General features: G+C 70.3%; 12 protein-coding genes. 5 read left to right on the top strand and 7 right to left on the bottom strand.

The features are described from left to right. Positions 1 to 69 precede the first annotated feature (69 nt). Positions 70 to 336, bottom strand: a complete 267-nt coding sequence (locus tag AQJ91_RS04745) for a protealysin inhibitor emfourin (RefSeq protein ID WP_067016665.1) — start codon at positions 334 to 336, stop codon at positions 70 to 72. Between the two features lie 21 nt (positions 337 to 357). Beyond that, complete coding sequence (locus AQJ91_RS04740) at positions 358 to 1,428, bottom strand: M4 family metallopeptidase (protein WP_067016663.1); 1,071 nt, start codon at positions 1,426 to 1,428, stop codon at positions 358 to 360. Between the two features lie 318 nt (positions 1,429 to 1,746). Between AQJ91_RS04740 and leuA the strand changes: the two genes are divergently transcribed. The 5 genes from leuA (at position 1,747) to AQJ91_RS04715 (ending at position 8,538) form a co-directional block, all read left to right on the top strand. Beyond that, positions 1,747 to 3,468, top strand: coding sequence for a 2-isopropylmalate synthase (gene leuA, locus AQJ91_RS04735; protein ID WP_067016661.1), 1,722 nt, complete (start codon positions 1,747 to 1,749; stop codon positions 3,466 to 3,468). A 184-nt stretch (positions 3,469 to 3,652) separates the two neighbouring features. Beyond that, complete coding sequence (locus tag AQJ91_RS04730) at positions 3,653 to 4,348, top strand: tellurite resistance TerB family protein (RefSeq protein WP_067016659.1); 696 nt, start codon at positions 3,653 to 3,655, stop codon at positions 4,346 to 4,348. Positions 4,349 to 4,511: 163 nt separating this feature from the next. After that, the gene (locus tag AQJ91_RS04725) at positions 4,512 to 6,584 is read left to right on the top strand and encodes an MMPL family transporter (RefSeq protein ID WP_079084670.1); all 2,073 of its coding nucleotides are present in this window, start codon (positions 4,512 to 4,514) and stop codon (positions 6,582 to 6,584) included. A 68-nt stretch (positions 6,585 to 6,652) separates the two neighbouring features. After that, positions 6,653 to 7,879 (top strand): sensor histidine kinase, encoded by a 1,227-nt coding sequence (locus tag AQJ91_RS04720; RefSeq protein WP_079084712.1) that lies wholly within the window; start codon positions 6,653 to 6,655, stop codon positions 7,877 to 7,879. Next, positions 7,876 to 8,538: a response regulator gene (locus tag AQJ91_RS04715; protein ID WP_067016656.1), complete on the top strand. Its 663-nt coding sequence runs from the start codon at positions 7,876 to 7,878 to the stop codon at positions 8,536 to 8,538. The genes AQJ91_RS04720 and AQJ91_RS04715 overlap by 4 nt, the downstream gene beginning before the upstream one ends. 53 nt (positions 8,539 to 8,591) lie before the next feature. On the opposite strand, the gene AQJ91_RS04710 is transcribed toward AQJ91_RS04715, so the two are convergent. The 5 genes from AQJ91_RS04710 to AQJ91_RS04690 are packed head-to-tail and all read right to left on the bottom strand — an operon-like array spanning position 8,592 to position 15,116. Continuing rightward, a complete protein-coding gene (locus AQJ91_RS04710) occupies positions 8,592 to 9,527 on the bottom strand; it encodes a dihydrodipicolinate synthase family protein (protein ID WP_067016655.1) in 936 nt (311 codons plus the stop codon). Continuing rightward, positions 9,524 to 10,549 carry an oligopeptide/dipeptide ABC transporter ATP-binding protein gene (locus tag AQJ91_RS04705; RefSeq protein WP_067016653.1) on the bottom strand — a complete coding sequence of 342 codons (1,026 nt, stop codon included), beginning with the start codon at positions 10,547 to 10,549 and terminating at the stop codon, positions 9,524 to 9,526. Before AQJ91_RS04705 ends, AQJ91_RS04710 begins: the two co-directional genes overlap by 4 nt. Beyond that, on the bottom strand, positions 10,546 to 12,516 hold the full coding sequence (locus tag AQJ91_RS04700) for a dipeptide/oligopeptide/nickel ABC transporter permease/ATP-binding protein (protein ID WP_067016651.1): 1,971 nt from the start codon (positions 12,514 to 12,516) through the stop codon (positions 10,546 to 10,548). Before AQJ91_RS04700 ends, AQJ91_RS04705 begins: the two co-directional genes overlap by 4 nt. Next, positions 12,513 to 13,475 (bottom strand): ABC transporter permease, encoded by a 963-nt coding sequence (locus tag AQJ91_RS04695; RefSeq protein WP_067016649.1) that lies wholly within the window; start codon positions 13,473 to 13,475, stop codon positions 12,513 to 12,515. Before AQJ91_RS04695 ends, AQJ91_RS04700 begins: the two co-directional genes overlap by 4 nt. 9 nt (positions 13,476 to 13,484) lie before the next feature. Continuing rightward, positions 13,485 to 15,116, bottom strand: coding sequence for an ABC transporter substrate-binding protein (locus tag AQJ91_RS04690; RefSeq protein WP_067016647.1), 1,632 nt, complete (start codon positions 15,114 to 15,116; stop codon positions 13,485 to 13,487). Between the last annotated feature and the right edge of the window lie 191 nt (positions 15,117 to 15,307).

The following is a 15,307-nucleotide window of genomic DNA, read 5'->3' as shown; positions in this document are numbered from 1 at the left end:
CCGTACCAGCGGTAACGGAAGTCAACGGGCAGGCGTGAACAACCAGTTACACCCGGCCTGATCCGCCGGTCACGCTCCTTCCTTCAGCACCCTGGAGATCAGCTTCCGCTGCTCCTCCGTGAGCCGGGGGTCCGCGCAGTACACCGTCTTCCCGTCCACCGTGATCTGGTAGCTGAAGCCGTCCGGAACCCCGACCGGGGGCGTGCCCCGACCGGACGCGAACGCGCGTTCGGCCAGGGACTGCCACTCCTGGGCATCGGGCCGGCCCGATGTGTCGACCTCGGCATGACGGTCGATGCCCGCGAATCCGCCCGTGCGCCTCACCTGAATACGCATGGGTTCCTGTCTAGTACGGAGTCAGAGAATCCGCACCCCGACCTGCTCCCAGGCCTTCTCCACGGCCTGCAGCTCCTCGCCGCCGTCGCCGTAGCGCTCGCGCGCGGCCTTGACGGTCAGCTTGGCGAAGTCGGTGAAGAAGGCCCGGTCCGTGAGCTCGCCGCCGGTCAGGACGTCGTACCAGATCTGGCCCGCCTTCTCCCAGGCGTGGCCGCCGAGCTGGGTGGCCGCGAGGTAGAACGCGTGGTTGGGGATGCCGGAGTTGATGTGGACGCCGCCGTTGTCGCGGCCGGTGCGGACGTAGTCGTCCATGGTCGCGGGCTGCGGGTCCTTGCCGAGGACGTCGTCGTCGTAGGCGCTGCCCGGTTCCTTCATGGAGCGCAGGGCCTTGCCGGTGACGCTGGGGGCGAGCAGGCCCGCGCCGATCAGCCAGTCGGCCTCGGCGGCGGTCTGGCCGAGCGTGTACTGCTTGATGAGCGCGCCGAAGACGTCGGACATCGACTCGTTGAGGGCGCCCGGCTGGCCGTAGTAGGTGAGGTTCGCCGTGTACTGGGTGACGCCGTGGGCGAGCTCGTGGCCGATGACGTCGATCGGGATGGTGAAGTCGAGGAAGATCTCGCCGTCACCGTCGCCGAACACCATCTGCTCGCCGTTCCAGAAGGCGTTGTTGTAGTTCTCGTCGTAGTGGACGGTGGCGTCCAGGGGCAGGCCGTCGCCGTCGATGGAGTGGCGGCCGTAGGCCTTGAGGAAGAGCTCGAAGGTGGCGCCGAGGCCGGAGAAGGCGCGGTTGACCGTGGCGTCCTGGCCCGGGTCCTCGCCCTCGCCGCGCACCTTGGTGCCGGGCAGGGCGGTGCGGTGCTCGGCGTCGTAGACGGTGCGCAGCGGCTGGTCCGACGGTGCCTTCGCCGTCGGCGCCGCCGCGAGGGCGAACTCGGTGGTGACGCGGCGCTTGCCGCGCAGTTCGCTGTCGCGCATCAGGGTGCGGCGGGCGGGTCCGGAGAGTGCGGGGTCGTCGTTCCGGGCCAGTTTGTCGAGGACGTGTGGCGGTACGACGGTGCAGAAGACGGGCTCGAAGCCCCCGTTGGTCGTCATGCCCGGCACCCTTGCACTGAGTTATGGCGCTGTCACTACCCGCCACCATGATTGGTGAAATGTGGGGACAAGGAAGCGCACGCTCCGTGACGAAGTGGTATGGCGCACTTTTTGTCCCGTTCATCCCGCCGGTCCCGCATACTGATACGGCCCCCCGCATCCGGAGGAGCTCGACTAGCATGCGGTGCATCATGCGTTTCGGGCTGCTCCTCCTTAGCTGCCGCGGCGAGGGCCTGTAGTCGAGGCCGACCCCCTCCCCGCGGAGCTTGGCGTTGCGTCGTCGGCCGTCCTTCCGGACATCCTGAGGAGCCCCGCATCATGGCGAACCGCCAGCAGCCCAGTTCCATGCCGATCCACAAGTACGGCCGCTACGAGCAGGTCGACATCCCGGACCGCACCTGGCCGGGCAAGCGGATCACCACCGCCCCCCGCTGGCTCTCCACCGACCTGCGCGACGGCAACCAGGCCCTGATCGACCCCATGTCGCCCGCCCGTAAGCGCGCGATGTTCGATCTGCTGGTCAAGATGGGCTACAAGGAGATCGAGGTCGGCTTCCCGGCCTCCGGCCAGACCGACTTCGACTTCGTGCGCTCCATCGTCGAGGAGCCCGGCGCGATCCCGGACGACGTCACGATCTCCGTGCTGACGCAGGCCCGCGAGGACCTGATCGAGCGGACGGTGGAGTCCCTGAAGGGCGCCAAGCGCGCCACCGTCCACCTGTACAACGCCACCGCCCCGGTCTTCCGCCGGGTCGTCTTCCGCGGCTCCAAGGACCAGATCAAGCAGATCGCCGTCGACGGCACGCGGCTGGTCATGGAGTACGCCGAGAAGCTGCTGGGCCCCGAGACGGAGTTCGGCTACCAGTACAGCCCCGAGATCTTCACCGACACCGAACTGGACTTCGCGCTGGAGGTCTGCGAGGCGGTCATGGACGTCTGGCAGCCCGGACCGGGCCGCGAGATCATCCTCAACCTGCCCGCCACCGTGGAGCGTTCGACGCCGTCCACGCACGCCGACCGCTTCGAGTGGATGGGCCGCAACCTGTCCCGCCGCGAGCACGTCTGCATCTCCGTCCACCCGCACAACGACCGCGGTACGGCCGTCGCCGCCGCCGAGCTGGCGCTGATGGCCGGTGCCGACCGCGTCGAGGGCTGTCTGTTCGGGCAGGGCGAGCGCACCGGCAACGTCGACCTGGTCACCCTGGGCATGAACCTGTTCTCGCAGGGCGTCGACCCGCAGATCGACTTCTCCGACATCGACGAGATCCGTCGTACGTGGGAGTACTGCAACCAGATGGAGGTCCACCCGCGCCACCCGTACGTGGGCGACCTGGTCTACACGTCCTTCTCCGGCTCCCACCAGGACGCCATCAAGAAGGGCTTCGACACCATGGAGGCCGACGCCAAGGCCAAGGGCGTCACCGTCGACGACATCGAGTGGGCCGTGCCCTACCTGCCCATCGACCCGAAGGACGTCGGCCGCTCCTACGAGGCGGTCATCCGGGTCAACTCGCAGTCCGGCAAGGGCGGGATCGCGTACGTCCTGAAGAACGACCACAAGCTGGACCTGCCGCGCCGGATGCAGATCGAGTTCTCGAAGATCATCCAGGCGAAGACGGACGCCGAGGGCGGCGAGGTCACACCGAAGGACATCTGGGCGACCTTCCGGGACGAGTACCTGCCCAACTCCGACAACCCGTGGGGCCGCATCCAGGTCAAGAACAACCAGTCGACCACCGACACGGACGGCGTCGACACCCTCCAGGTCGAGGCCTCGGTCGACGGCACGGACACCGTCCTGACCGGCTCCGGCAATGGTCCGATCTCGGCCTTCTTCGACGCCCTGCAGTCCATCGGGATCGACGTACGGCTGCTGGACTACCAGGAGCACACGATGAGCGAGGGCGCCTCCGCGCAGGCCGCCTCCTACATCGAATGCGCGATCGACGACAAGGTCCTGTGGGGCATCGGAATCGACGCGAACACGACCCGGGCCTCCCTGAAGGCGGTCGTCTCGGCCGTCAACCGGGCGGCTCGCTGACCAGCCTGACCGGCGGTTTAAGAGCCCCGTCCACCTTTTCCGGGTGGGCGGGGCTCCGTCGTATACCAGCCAATAGCTGTGGAGGTCACGGGAAGGTCCCTTCCGGGGTGCTGACTCCACCTCGACAATGTGGCTAACATCACGCAAGCGCGGCGATGTTGCCGCGTGGTTACGGAGGTGCGACGTGCTGCCAGGACGGGGACGAAACGGCCGTGCCGACAGGCGTGCCCGCCTCCTCGGCACGCGCATCGCGTGGACGCCGGTCGGCGACGGCGAGTTCTTCTGCCCCGGCTGCGGAGGCGACCGCAACTACCAGCGGCTGACCGGCCGCCGCCGCTTCACCTGCCTCGGTGTGCCCGTGCTGCCGCGCGGTGAGGCCGGCCCGGTCGTGGAGTGCGCCGCGTGCAGCCGCCACTTCGGCACCGACGTCCTCGACCATCCCACCACCACTCGCTTCTCGGCGATGCTCCGCGACGCCGTCCACACCGTCGCCCTGGCGGTCCTCGCCGCCGGCAGCCCCTGCGCCCGCCCGGCCCTGGAGACGGCGGCGGGCGCGGTCCGCGCGGCCGGCTTCGACGACTGCACGGAGGAGCAGCTCGACGCCCTGGTCGAGGCGCTCGCCGCGGACACCGGCCGGGTCTTCGGCGAGCCCTGCGGCGCCGGACTCGCCATAGAGCTGCACGAGGCCCTGGACCCGCTGGCCCCGCACCTCGCCCCCGCCGGCCGCGAATCGATCCTGCTCCAGGGCGCACGCATCGCCCTGGCCGACGGGCCGTACACACCGGCCGAGCGGGAGGTCCTCACGACCGTGGGCGCGGCGCTCACCATCTGCGGGGAAGACGTGACGCGGTTGCTGGTGGCGGCGCGTACACCGTCGTAGGCGCCGTCGTAGGACCACTCGTACTCCCCGGGGAGTAATCCAGCCCGTGGGCCGCCCTCCGCAGTAACGTCCGGCTCGACCTCACGCCCGACGATTCGATGCCTTCAGGACGGGAGTCTGGAGACCGATCCAGACAGCCCCGACCGGAGGGAGACCCGTCACCATGGGCGGCACAAGGACAACCGCACGGCGACGACGCGCCGTGCCCTGGATGGTGGTCGGCCTGTGGCTGGCCGCGCTCGTGCTGGTCGGGCCGCTGGCCGGGAAGTTCGGCGACGTGCAGCAGAACCGCGCGGTCGACTATCTGCCCGACAGCGCGGACTCCACCCAGGTGGCCAGGATCCAGGACGAGCTGCCCGGCGGTGAGTCGACCGACCTGGTGCTCGTGTACCACCGGGACGGCGGGCTGACCGCCGGAGACCGGCAGACGGCGGTGGAGCAGGTCGCCGAGGTCGGCACCGCGTACGAGCTGTCCGGTACGCCCAAGGGCATCCCGTCCGAGGACGGCACCACCCTGATGTACCCGGTGTCCAGCACCTCACCCGGCCAGGACGAGGAGGCCCGGAACGCCTTCGTCGACGGAGTGCGGGAGATCACCGAGGGCAGCGGCGGGCTGAGCGTCGAGGTCGGCGGGCCCGGCGCGCTCAACACCGACATGGGCAAGGTGTTCGAGACGATCGACGGCACCCTGCTGTACGCCACACTCGGCGTCGTCACCGTGCTGCTGATCCTCATCTACCGCAGCCCGTTCCTGTGGCTGGTGCCGCTCGCCGTCGCGGGCGTCGCCGCCGGCATGGCCATGGCCGCCGCATACGGGCTGCACGAACTCTTCGACGTCACCATCACCGGCCAGAGCGGCGGCGTGATGACGATCCTCGTCCTCGGCGCGGGCACCGATTACGCGCTGCTGCTCATCTCCCGCTACCGCGAGGAGCTACGGTGCCACGAACGGCCGTACGACGCCATGCGCACCGCCCTGCGCGGCTGCGGACCGGCGATCCTCGCCTCCTCCGGCACGGTCGCGGCCGGGCTGCTGTGCCTGCTCGCCGCCGACCTCAACAGCAGCAGCGGCATGGGCCCGGTGGGGATGGTGGGCGTGCTGGCCGCGCTGGTCGCCATGACGACGCTGCTGCCGGCTGTGCTGGTGCTGCTCGGGCGGCGCGTGTTCTGGCCGGTGATCCCCGCCTTCGGCAGCACGCCCAAGGCCCGCCGGTCGCTGTTCGCCGCCATGGGGTCCTCGGCGACCCGCCGGCCCGCCGCCGTCCTCGCGGGCGGCGCGGTCCTGCTGGGCGCCCTCGCGCTCGGCACGCTCAACCTGCCCGGCGGCCTCGACCAGGAGGACTCCTTCACCGACCAACCCGAGTCGATCACCGCGATGCAGACGCTGGCCCGCGAGTATCCCGAACGCAGCAGCCAGCCGATCACCGTGATCGCCCCGACGGACACGGCCGGCGCCGTGGCGGAGACGGCACGGACGACGGACGGGGTCGCCGAGGTGGCCGCCGGACGCAGCGGCGGGGGCTGGACGGAGATCTCCGTCTTCGCGACCGCCGCCCCCCAGACGCCCGGCGAGACGCGGACCATCGAGGCCCTGCGCGACGGACTCGACGGCACCTACGTCGGCGGGCCCAGCGCCCAGCAGATCGACCTCGCCGACAGCGAGTCCCGGGACCGCGTGGTGATCGTGCCGCTGGTGCTGGCCGCCGTGTTCGTCATCCTCGTGGGACTGCTGCGCAGCCTCGTCGCACCGTTGATGCTGCTGGTGGCGGTGGTCGCGGTGTGGGGCGCGGCGCTCGGGATCGGCGGGCTGGTGTTCGGCCCGGTGCTGGGCTTCGAGGGCACGGACCCCGGGCTCGGGCTGCTGTCCTTCGTCTTCCTGGTCGCCCTCGGTGTGGACTACGGCATCTTCCTGATGCACCGGATGCGTGAGGAGTCCCTCAACGGCGCCGAACCGGAAGCGGCCGCGCTCACGGCACTGCGTACCACGGGCGGCGTCATCGCCTCCGCGGGCATCGTCCTCGCCGCGACCTTCGCGGTGCTGACGACGCTGCCGCTGGTGGGGCTGGTCGAGCTCGGGTTCGTGATCGCGGTCGGAGTGCTGCTGGACACGTTCCTCGTCCGGACGTACCTGGTGACCACGGCGAGCGTGCTGCTGCGGCGGACGGTGTGGTGGCCGGGCAGGCTGTCGCGTACGCCGGAGCCGGAGCGGCGGGAACGCCAGCCGGAGCCGGTGTGAGCAACCCGCGCACGGTCAGGGCGTCCCTCCCCTCCCGGAGGGGCGCCCGGGTGGCGGAGGATGAGCCGGTGCAGGAGACCACGCGCCCCCGCTTCCGCGACCGGGTCATCGCGGCGATCAACCGCGACCCCCGGAACGCCCCGCACGGCACCCGCAACGACGCGCTGCTCGCCCTGGTCCTCGTCATCGGTGCCGTGTGCATCGGGCTGTTCACCGGTGGGGGAGACCGTCCGGACGCGCTCGGGTGGACGCTGCTGATCGCCGCCCATGTGCCGCTGGTGTGGCGGCGACGCCACCCGATGCTCGTCCTCGCGGCCGTGGTGGCGCTGATCGTGCCGTACCACGCCCTCGACAACAACCACAACGCCCCGACCCCGGCGGCGTTCGTCGCGCTGTACACGGTCGCCGTCACCGGCCGCCCCCTGCGCACGATCCTGGTGGGCGCCACCGTACTCGGCATCTCCGTGAGCGTCATGCTCACCGTCGACACCAAGCAGGCCCTCGAACTGGTGCGGATCTCCGGCTGGATCCTCGCCGTGCTCTTCAGCGGCGTCGACATCCGCTACTACCGCCAGTACGTCACCTCCCTCGTCGAACGCGCCGAACGTGCCGAACGCACCCGCGAGGAGGAGGCCCGCCGCCGCGTCGCCGAGGAGCGGCTGCGCATCGCCCGCGACCTGCACGACCTGCTGGCGCACAGCATCACGCTGATCGGGGTGCAGACGTCGGTGGCCGCGCACGTACTGGCCGCCGACCCCGAACGCCTCGACCGGCAGACAGTGGCGAAGGCACTGGACGACATCGCGGGGACCTGCCGTACGGCGCGCGGTGAACTGCGGACGACGCTGGAGGTGCTGCGCGAGCAGGGCGCCGTGGGGGAGGAGGCGCGCGGGCCGTTGCCCGGCCTGGACGGGGTGCCCGACCTGGTGGAGGCGGCGCGGCTGGCGGGGGTGCGGGTCGAGCAGTCGGTACGGGTACGGGAGGCGCCGCCCGCCGTGGGGGCGGCGGCGTACCGGATCGTGCAGGAGGCGCTGACGAACGTGGTCCGGCACGCCGGGCCCGAACCGGATGTACGGGTCGACCTGTACGAGGAGGACGGCGCCCTGCGTCTGTCGGTGACCGACGACGGCATGGGACCGGAGACCGGGGGCGTGTCCGGGTTCGGGCTGGTCGGGATGCGGGAGCGGGCGCGGAGCGTGGGTGGCACACTCGACGCCGGACCGCGGGCGGAGGGCGGCTTCGAAGTGGCCGCCGTACTGCCGATTGCCGTTTCGAGTTCGCAAGGAGCCGGATGACCATCCGCGTACTGCTCGCCGACGACCAGACCCTCGTACGGGCCGCGTTCGCGATGCTCGTCGAGTCGGCGCGGGACATGGAGGTCGTGGGAGAGGCGGCGACCGGCCGGGAGGCGGTGGAGCTGGCCCGGAGCGTACGGGCCGACCTCGTGGTGATGGACATCCGCATGCCCGACCTGGACGGCATCGAGGCGACCCGGTTGATCGCGGCGGACGAGGCCCTGGCCGGGGTGAAGGTGCTGGTCCTCACGACGTACGACACGGACGAGAACATCGTGGAGGCGCTGCGTGCCGGCGCGTCCGGCTTCCTGGTGAAGGACACCCGGCCGGCCGAACTCCTCGACGCGATCCGTACGGTGGCGGCGGGGGACGCGCTGCTGTCGCCGGGGCCGACGGCACGGCTGATCGCGCGGTTTCTGCGCGCACCCTCGATACCGGCGGCCGGCGGCCCGGACTGCCTGTCGGAGCGGGAGAGTCAGGTGCTCGCGCTCGTCGCGCGTGGGCTCAACAACACCGAGATCGCGGAGGCGTTGGGGCTCAGCCCGCTCACCGCGAAGACGCACGTCAGCCGGATCATGGGGAAGCTGGGGGTGCGGGACCGGGCGCAGTTGGTCATCGTGGCGTACGAGTCGGGGATGGTGACACCGGGGACGATGTGACGGACAGGTCGTTGTCTCCTGGGACGGGTAGGGGCGGCGGGGGCGAAACCCAACTACAGCAACCCCGCCGCAGCCAAGTACTTCCCCACCCGCTCCACCTCCTCCGGCGACAGCGGCACCTGGGGTTCCGCCGTCACCGGACAGTCGATGACGCCCCGCAGACGCAGTGCCGCCTTGAACGCGCCCAGCGCCGACGAGCTGCCGCCCATCCGCGTGGGGTCGCCGACCGTCACCATGCCGAACAGGCTGCACAGCCGCTCCTGTTCGGCTCGCGCCCGCTCCCAGTCCCCGGCCCGGCACAGGGCGTCCAGCCGGACGTAACCCTCCGGATCGACGTTCGCCAACCCGGGCACCGCCCCATCCGCCCCCAACGCCAGCGACGCGTCGGTGACCACCTCGGACCCGGTCAGGACGCTGAACCCGGCGATGTCGGACCGGGCGCGGGCGCCCATGACGACCCCGCGGAAGGAGGCAAGGTCGCCGCTGGAGTCCTTCAGGCCGGCCAGGGTGCCCGAGGCAGCCAGATCCAGGACCAGGTCCGCCGGGAGCTTCGTGTGCACCGACGCCGGCAGGTCGTACGCCACCACCGGGACCGGGCTCGCCCCCGCGATCAGACGGTAGTGACGGGCGATCTCGGACGGATGCGTGCTCGTGTAGAAGGGTGCCGTCGCCACCACCCCGTCAGCCCCAGCCGATGTCACCGCCGCCACATGCTCCAGCACCCTCGGCGTGGTCATGTCGATCACCCCCGCCAGCACGGGCAGCTGACCGGCGACATGCCCCGTCACCGACTCCACCACCACCCTCCGCTGCCGGTCCGTCAGATACGCCGCCTCCGACGACGTGCCCAGCACGAACAGCCCGTGCACCCCGCCCGCCACCAGATGGTCGACGAGCCTGAGCAGCGAGGGGACGTCCACCTCGCGTTCCGGTGTCAGGGGCGTGCAGACGGGCGGGATGACACCGGTCAGCGGGGCGGGCAAGGTCATGAAGGCTCCCTGGTGTGGCTGCTGCTCTGTCGTACGAGGTCCCGGGTGGACTGTTCCTCCTCCACCGGATGGTGACACCGGAAGCGGTGCCGCGAGGCGGAAGCCGACGTGAAGTCCGGCATCGACGACGCGCAGACCTGGTCCGCCTTCCAGCACCTCGTCCGGAACGGGCACCCGCTCGGCGGCCGCGTCGCCGACGGCACCGGGCCGATCAGCGGGATCGGGTCGATCGGGTCCAGCAGACCGGGTGTCGCGGAGAACAGGGCCCGGGTGTACGGGTGCCGGGAGCGGTCCGTGACCTCGGCGGCGGGGGACTCCTCGACGATCCGGCCCAGGTACATCGTGATCACCCGGTCACTCATCCGCCGTACCGTCTGGATGTCGTGCGACACGAACACCAGCGCCAGCCCGAGCCGTTCCTTCAGGTCCAGGAGGAGGTTGAGGATCTGTGCGCGCACCGACACGTCCAGCGCGCTCGTCGGCTCGTCCGCCACCACCAGGCGGGGGTCGAGTGCCAAGGCCCTCGCGATGGCCACTCGTTGGCGCTGGCCGCCCGACAGCTGGCCCGGCAGCGCGTCCGTGAGGGCGCGCGGCAGACCCACCAGCGACGTCAACTCCCTTACCCGAGCCTCCCGTTGTGACCTCGTGCCTCGGTCGTGCACATCCAACGGGTCGCGCAGTATCTGGCGTACCGTCAGCCGTCGGTTCAGTGCCGTCGACGGGTCCTGGAAGATCATCCCCGTGCTGCCGCCCACCGCCGCCCGCCGCTCCGCCGGTCGCATCGCCCACAGGTCCCGGCCCCCGAAGGCCACCATCCCGGAAGTCGGCCGCTGCACACCCACCAGCACCTTCGCCAGCGTCGACTTCCCGCAGCCCGACTCGCCGACCACGCCGACCGTCTCGCCGGGGGCGATGGTGAGGTCGGCGCCGGTCAGGGCGTAGACCTTGTCCCGGATGAACAGGCCGCCAGTGCGGGCCTTGTGGACGACGTGCGCGTCCGACAGTTCCACCAGTGCGCTCACCGGGCGACCTCCGTCGTGACCAGGTGGACCGCCGGGTGGTGGCATGCGGCCGTGTGGGTGCGGGTGCCGAGCAGGTCGGGGGCCGTCGTCCGGCACACCTCGCTCGCCGGCGGGCAGCGGTCCGCGAAACGGCAGCCCGCCGGGAAGTCCGCGGGGGACGGGACGACGCCCTTGATCTGCGTCATCCGTTCCTCCGCCGACTCCAGCGAGAGCACGCTGCCCAGCAGACCCCGCGTGTAGTGGTGGGCCGGCGCCTCCACCAGGTCGGCGGTCACCCCCGTCTCGACGATCTGGCCGCCGTACATCACCACCACCCGGTCGGTGACGTCCGCGACCAGTGCCAGGTCGTGCGAGACGAGGATCAGCGCGAAGCCCAGCTCCGCCCGCAGCCTGAGCAGCAGCTCTATGATCTGCGCCTGCACGGTCACGTCCAGCGCGGTCGTCGGCTCGTCGGCGACGATCAGCTTCGGGTCGCGGGACAGGGCCATGGCGATCAGGACGCGTTGGCGCTGGCCGCCGGAGAGTTCGTGCGGGTAGCTGCGCAGGGTGCGGTCGGGGGCGAGGCCGACCATCGTCAGCAGTTCGACAGCCGTACGGCGGCCTCCTCGGCGTATCACCTGCTTCAGCTGCGCCCGGATCGTCATCGCCGGGTTCAGGGACGACAGCGCGTCCTGGTAGATCATCGCCATCTCGTGGCCGAGCAGCCGACGCCTAACGCGCATCGGCTCGGCCAGCAAGTCACGTTGGTTGAAGCGGACTTGGCCGCGGATTCGGGCGCCCTTCGGTTCCAGGCCCATCACCGCCAACGCCGTCAGCGACTTGCCGCAGCCCGATTCCCCCACCAGGCCCACTACTTCGCCCGGCCGTACCTCGAAGCTGATCCCGTCCACGATGTCGACCCCGCTGTGCCGGGCCTCGAAGCCGATGGCCAGGTTCTCCACCGCCAGGACCGGTTGGCCTTCCGGCAGCGGTCTTGCCCGCGACCGCAGTCGTGCCGCCGCCTCAGCCAGTTCGGGCAGGCGCAGCACCTGTCCGCTGCCGGGCTCCGGTGCCTCCAGGCGGTCGTCGTCCTCCCGTACGTCCACCTCGCGTGCCGACGGTGCCGCCCACGCGTCCGAGACGCCCTCGGAGAGGATGTTCAGGGAGAGGACCGTGACCAGCATCAGCAGGCCGGGGAAGACGGTCGCCCACCAGCCGCCCGTCAGCACCATGTTCTTGCCGTCCGCGATGACACTGCCCCAGGACGGGTCGGGGGGCCGTACCCCCGCGCCGATGAAGGACAGCGACGCCTCGAAGACGATCGCCTCCGCCACCTGCACCGTGCAGAACACCAGGACGGGCGCCGCGCAGTTGATGGCCACGTGCTTGATGACGATGTGCGGGGTGCGGGCCCCGACGACCCGTTCCGCCGTGACGTAGTCCTCGCCGTACTGGTCCAGGACGTTCGCCCGGACCACCCGCGCCACCGGCGGCGTGAACAGGAACGCGATCGCGCAGATCAGCACCGTGATCCCGCCGCCGAACACGGCTACCAGTACGGCGGCCAGCGCGATGCCCGGGAACGCCATCACCACGTCCAGGCAGCGCATCAGCGTCTCGTCGACGGCCTTGCGGGAGGTCGCCGCGACAGCGCCGAGCAGGGCTCCGACGACGAGGGCGAGAGCCGTCGCCCCCAGTCCGATCGCCAGCGACCACCGCGCGCCGTACATCAGTCTGCTGAGGATGTCCCGGCCGAGGCTGTCCTGGCCCATCCAGTGTTCGGCGGAGGGGCGGCCCGTGCCGTCGACCGGTGGCTGCTGGTCGAGTGGGTCGTCCGGGGCGAGGAGGGGGGCGAACAGGGCCATCAGGAACACGACGGTCAGGAAGCAGACGGCGATCTTCGACAGGGGCGGCAGCCGGCGCCAGCCGCGCAGGCGGATGCCGGGGCGGGAGAGTGCCTCGGTGAGGTGCTTGGGGGTGAGGATCATGTGGCCGCATCCCTCAGTCGCGGGTTGACCAGCAGATAGAGGACGTCGATGACGAGGTTGACGACGACGAAGCCCGTCGCCGTCGTGAGGACTACGCCCTGGACGACGGCCGGGTCGCCGTTCTTCACCGCGTCGATCATCAGCTTCCCCATGCCGGGGAGGGAGAAGATCGTCTCGATGACCACCGCGCCACCGAGGAGATACCCGACGCGCAGGCCCAGCACGGTCAGGGGATTGATGAGGGCGTTCCGGAGGACGTTGCGGCCCACGACCACCCGGGGCGGCAGGCCGCTGCCGATCGCCGTCCGGACGTAGTCCTTGTCCAGCTCCTCCACCACCGCCGTCCGGACGATCCGCGTCAGCTGTGCCGCGACCGGCAGGGAGAGGGCGAAGGCGGGGAGCGTCATCGTCTTCAGCCAGCCCGTGAAGGAGTCCGCCGGGTTGATGTAGCCGCCGGTCGGGAACCAGCCGAGGTCCACCGCCAGGTACTGGATCATCAGCAGCGCCAGCCAGAAGCCGGGGGTCGCCACGCCGGTCAGTGAGACGACGCGGATGATCTGGTCGGGGAGGCGGTCGCGGTGGATCGCCGCCGTGACGCCGCCCAGCAGCGACAGGACCACCGCGATGCCGAGGCCCAGGAAGGTGAGCTGGAGGGTGAGCGGCAGTGCGGTGGTGACCTGGTCGAGGACCGGCGCCCGGGTCAGGGCGCTGGTGCCCAGGTCGCCGTGCAGCAGGTCGGCGACGAAGTCGACGTAGCGGACGGGGAGGGGGTCGAGGAGGCCGTTCTGTTCGCGGAAGTCGTGCAGCTGCTGGGGCGTCGGGTTGGCGCCCTGGAAGAACGCGGACGCCGGGTCGACGTCCGAGAACCGCATCACCAGGAACACGAACAGCACGATGCCGAGCATCAGCGGCACGAGCAGCGCGACGCGGCGGGCCAGGATCCTGGCTACGGCGATCACGCCCGTCTCCTACGACCACTTGGCTTGGAGCAGGTTGATCCCGGGATACGGCTGTGCCCTTATCCCGGCGAGCAGCTTCGGGTTCCAGGCCGTGATCAGCTCGTTGTGGACGACCGGGTAGAGCACGGCCTGTTCGGCGACGACGTCGATGTAGTCCTGGACCATCGTCTTCTTCCGGTCCGGGTCCGGTTCGCGCGTCGCCTGGTCCATGTCCTTGAAGAGTTGTTCGGCCACGGAGTTGTCGGCCCAGCGGGTGTACTGCATCCAGAGGTTGGTGGGGCCGTAGTTGTAGTGCATGATCAGGTCGGCGTCGAGGCCGAACTGGTTGGGGTTCGAGGCGGCGGCGACGACCTGGTAGTCCTGCTTCTGGTCCATCTTGGTGAAGACGGCCGTCGTCTCCTGCGGCTCGAGCGTCGTCTGTACGCCGATCGCGTCCCAGGACGACTTGATGGTCGGCAGACAGTCGACGATCCAACTGACGTTCACCGCGAGGATGTTGACCTTCAGGCCGGTGACTCCGGCCTCCTTCAGCAGCGCCTTCGCCCTGTCCGGGTCGTAGTCGTAGACCGTCTTCGCGCGGCGGTAGCCGGGGTTGCTCTCGTTGAGGAAGGACGACGACGGCTTGCCGTGGCCCTTCAGCGCCACCTGCACCATCTTCTCGGTGTCGATGGCGTAGTGCAGCGCCTGCCGGACGCGCACGTCGTCGAAGGGCTTGTGCCTGGTGTTGAACATCAGGAAGAGGTTGTTCATCCCGGCCCCGCCCGCGACCGTCAGCCCGCTCTTCTCGAGCTGGGTGATGTTGGCGTACGGGATGTTGTCGGAGATCTGCGCGCCCGCGCTCGCGCCGGAGATCCGGGCGACGCGTGGGGCGGCGTCCACGATCGTCAGCCAGTTCATCTTCCTGAAGGCGGGCTTGCGCGGGCCGTTGTAGTCGGTGAACGCCTCGAAGGTGGTGTTCGACTTGGGGTGGTGCGCGGTCTGCCGGTACGGCCCCGAGCCGATCGCCTTGCCCTTGATCGCGTCGTCCCAGGCGCCGGGCTGGGAGAAGACGTGCCTCGGCATGATCTTGGCGAGGGTGAGGCGTGAAATGCCGTCGGGGAAAGGGAACTTGAGGACCAGCTCGACGTTCTGAGCGTCGATCTTCCGGACCTCCTTCAGCCAGCTCGCGAAGAAGCCCTTGGCGAGGGTCTGGGTCTTCGGGTCCAGGATCCGGTCGAAGACGAAGACCACGTCGTCCGCGGCGACCGGCTTGCCGTCGTGGAACTTCGCGCCCGCCCGTAGCGTGAACCTCCACGACGTGCTGTTCGGGTCCGCCGGCACCTGGGTGGCGAGCGCCGCGTACGGCTCGCGGGAGATCGGGTCGGTGTCCAGCAGGCCCTCGTAGATGTGGTGGTTGCCGGCCATGGCGAACGCGGACGCGGTCTGGGTGGGATCCCAGCTGCCGTCGTTGCCGTAGCCGATCACCGCGGTCAGCGTCCGGTCGGTGCCGCCGCCCCCGCCGCCGGTGTCATTGGTGGACTCCGGCCCGGACGAACAGGCCGACAGCGACGCGGAGACGGCGGCGGCCGCGCTCAGCGCGCCGGTGTACTTCAGGAACGACCGGCGGTGCAGCGCCGGCACGTCGTGGGTCACGTCGCGCACGGTTCCTCCAGCGATGGGTGGTGAGGAGATACGACGTCCTACGTCCTGACGGTCAGCGCGACCATAGGAGGGGCCGTGGGGGCGGTCAAGGGATCTCACACGAATGACGCATCTGCCACAGGTCGGACCAATGGCGCTGTGAAATGGCGCGAGTTGACCCCGTATCGGACCCGTATCGGACCCGTATCGGA

It is taken from the genome of Streptomyces dysideae (assembly GCF_001514305.1).
Taxonomy (GTDB): Bacteria; Actinomycetota; Actinomycetes; order Streptomycetales; family Streptomycetaceae; genus Streptomyces; species Streptomyces dysideae.
Note: the sequence above shows the minus strand (reverse complement) of the source record. Positions and strands in the feature narration are given on the sequence as shown.

Coding starts and splice junctions, on each gene's coding strand:
- AQJ91_RS04700 (WP_067016651.1), bottom strand. CDS start 12,516: ATGATCCTCACCCCCAAGCACCTCACCGAGGCACTCTCCCGCCCCGGC.
- leuA (WP_067016661.1), top strand. CDS start 1,747: ATGGCGAACCGCCAGCAGCCCAGTTCCATGCCGATCCACAAGTACGGC.
- AQJ91_RS04715 (WP_067016656.1), top strand. CDS start 7,876: ATGACCATCCGCGTACTGCTCGCCGACGACCAGACCCTCGTACGGGCC.
- AQJ91_RS04745 (WP_067016665.1), bottom strand. CDS start 336: ATGCGTATTCAGGTGAGGCGCACGGGCGGATTCGCGGGCATCGACCGT.
- AQJ91_RS04725 (WP_079084670.1), top strand. CDS start 4,512: ATGGGCGGCACAAGGACAACCGCACGGCGACGACGCGCCGTGCCCTGG.
- AQJ91_RS04710 (WP_067016655.1), bottom strand. CDS start 9,527: ATGACCTTGCCCGCCCCGCTGACCGGTGTCATCCCGCCCGTCTGCACG.
- AQJ91_RS04740 (WP_067016663.1), bottom strand. CDS start 1,428: ATGACGACCAACGGGGGCTTCGAGCCCGTCTTCTGCACCGTCGTACCG.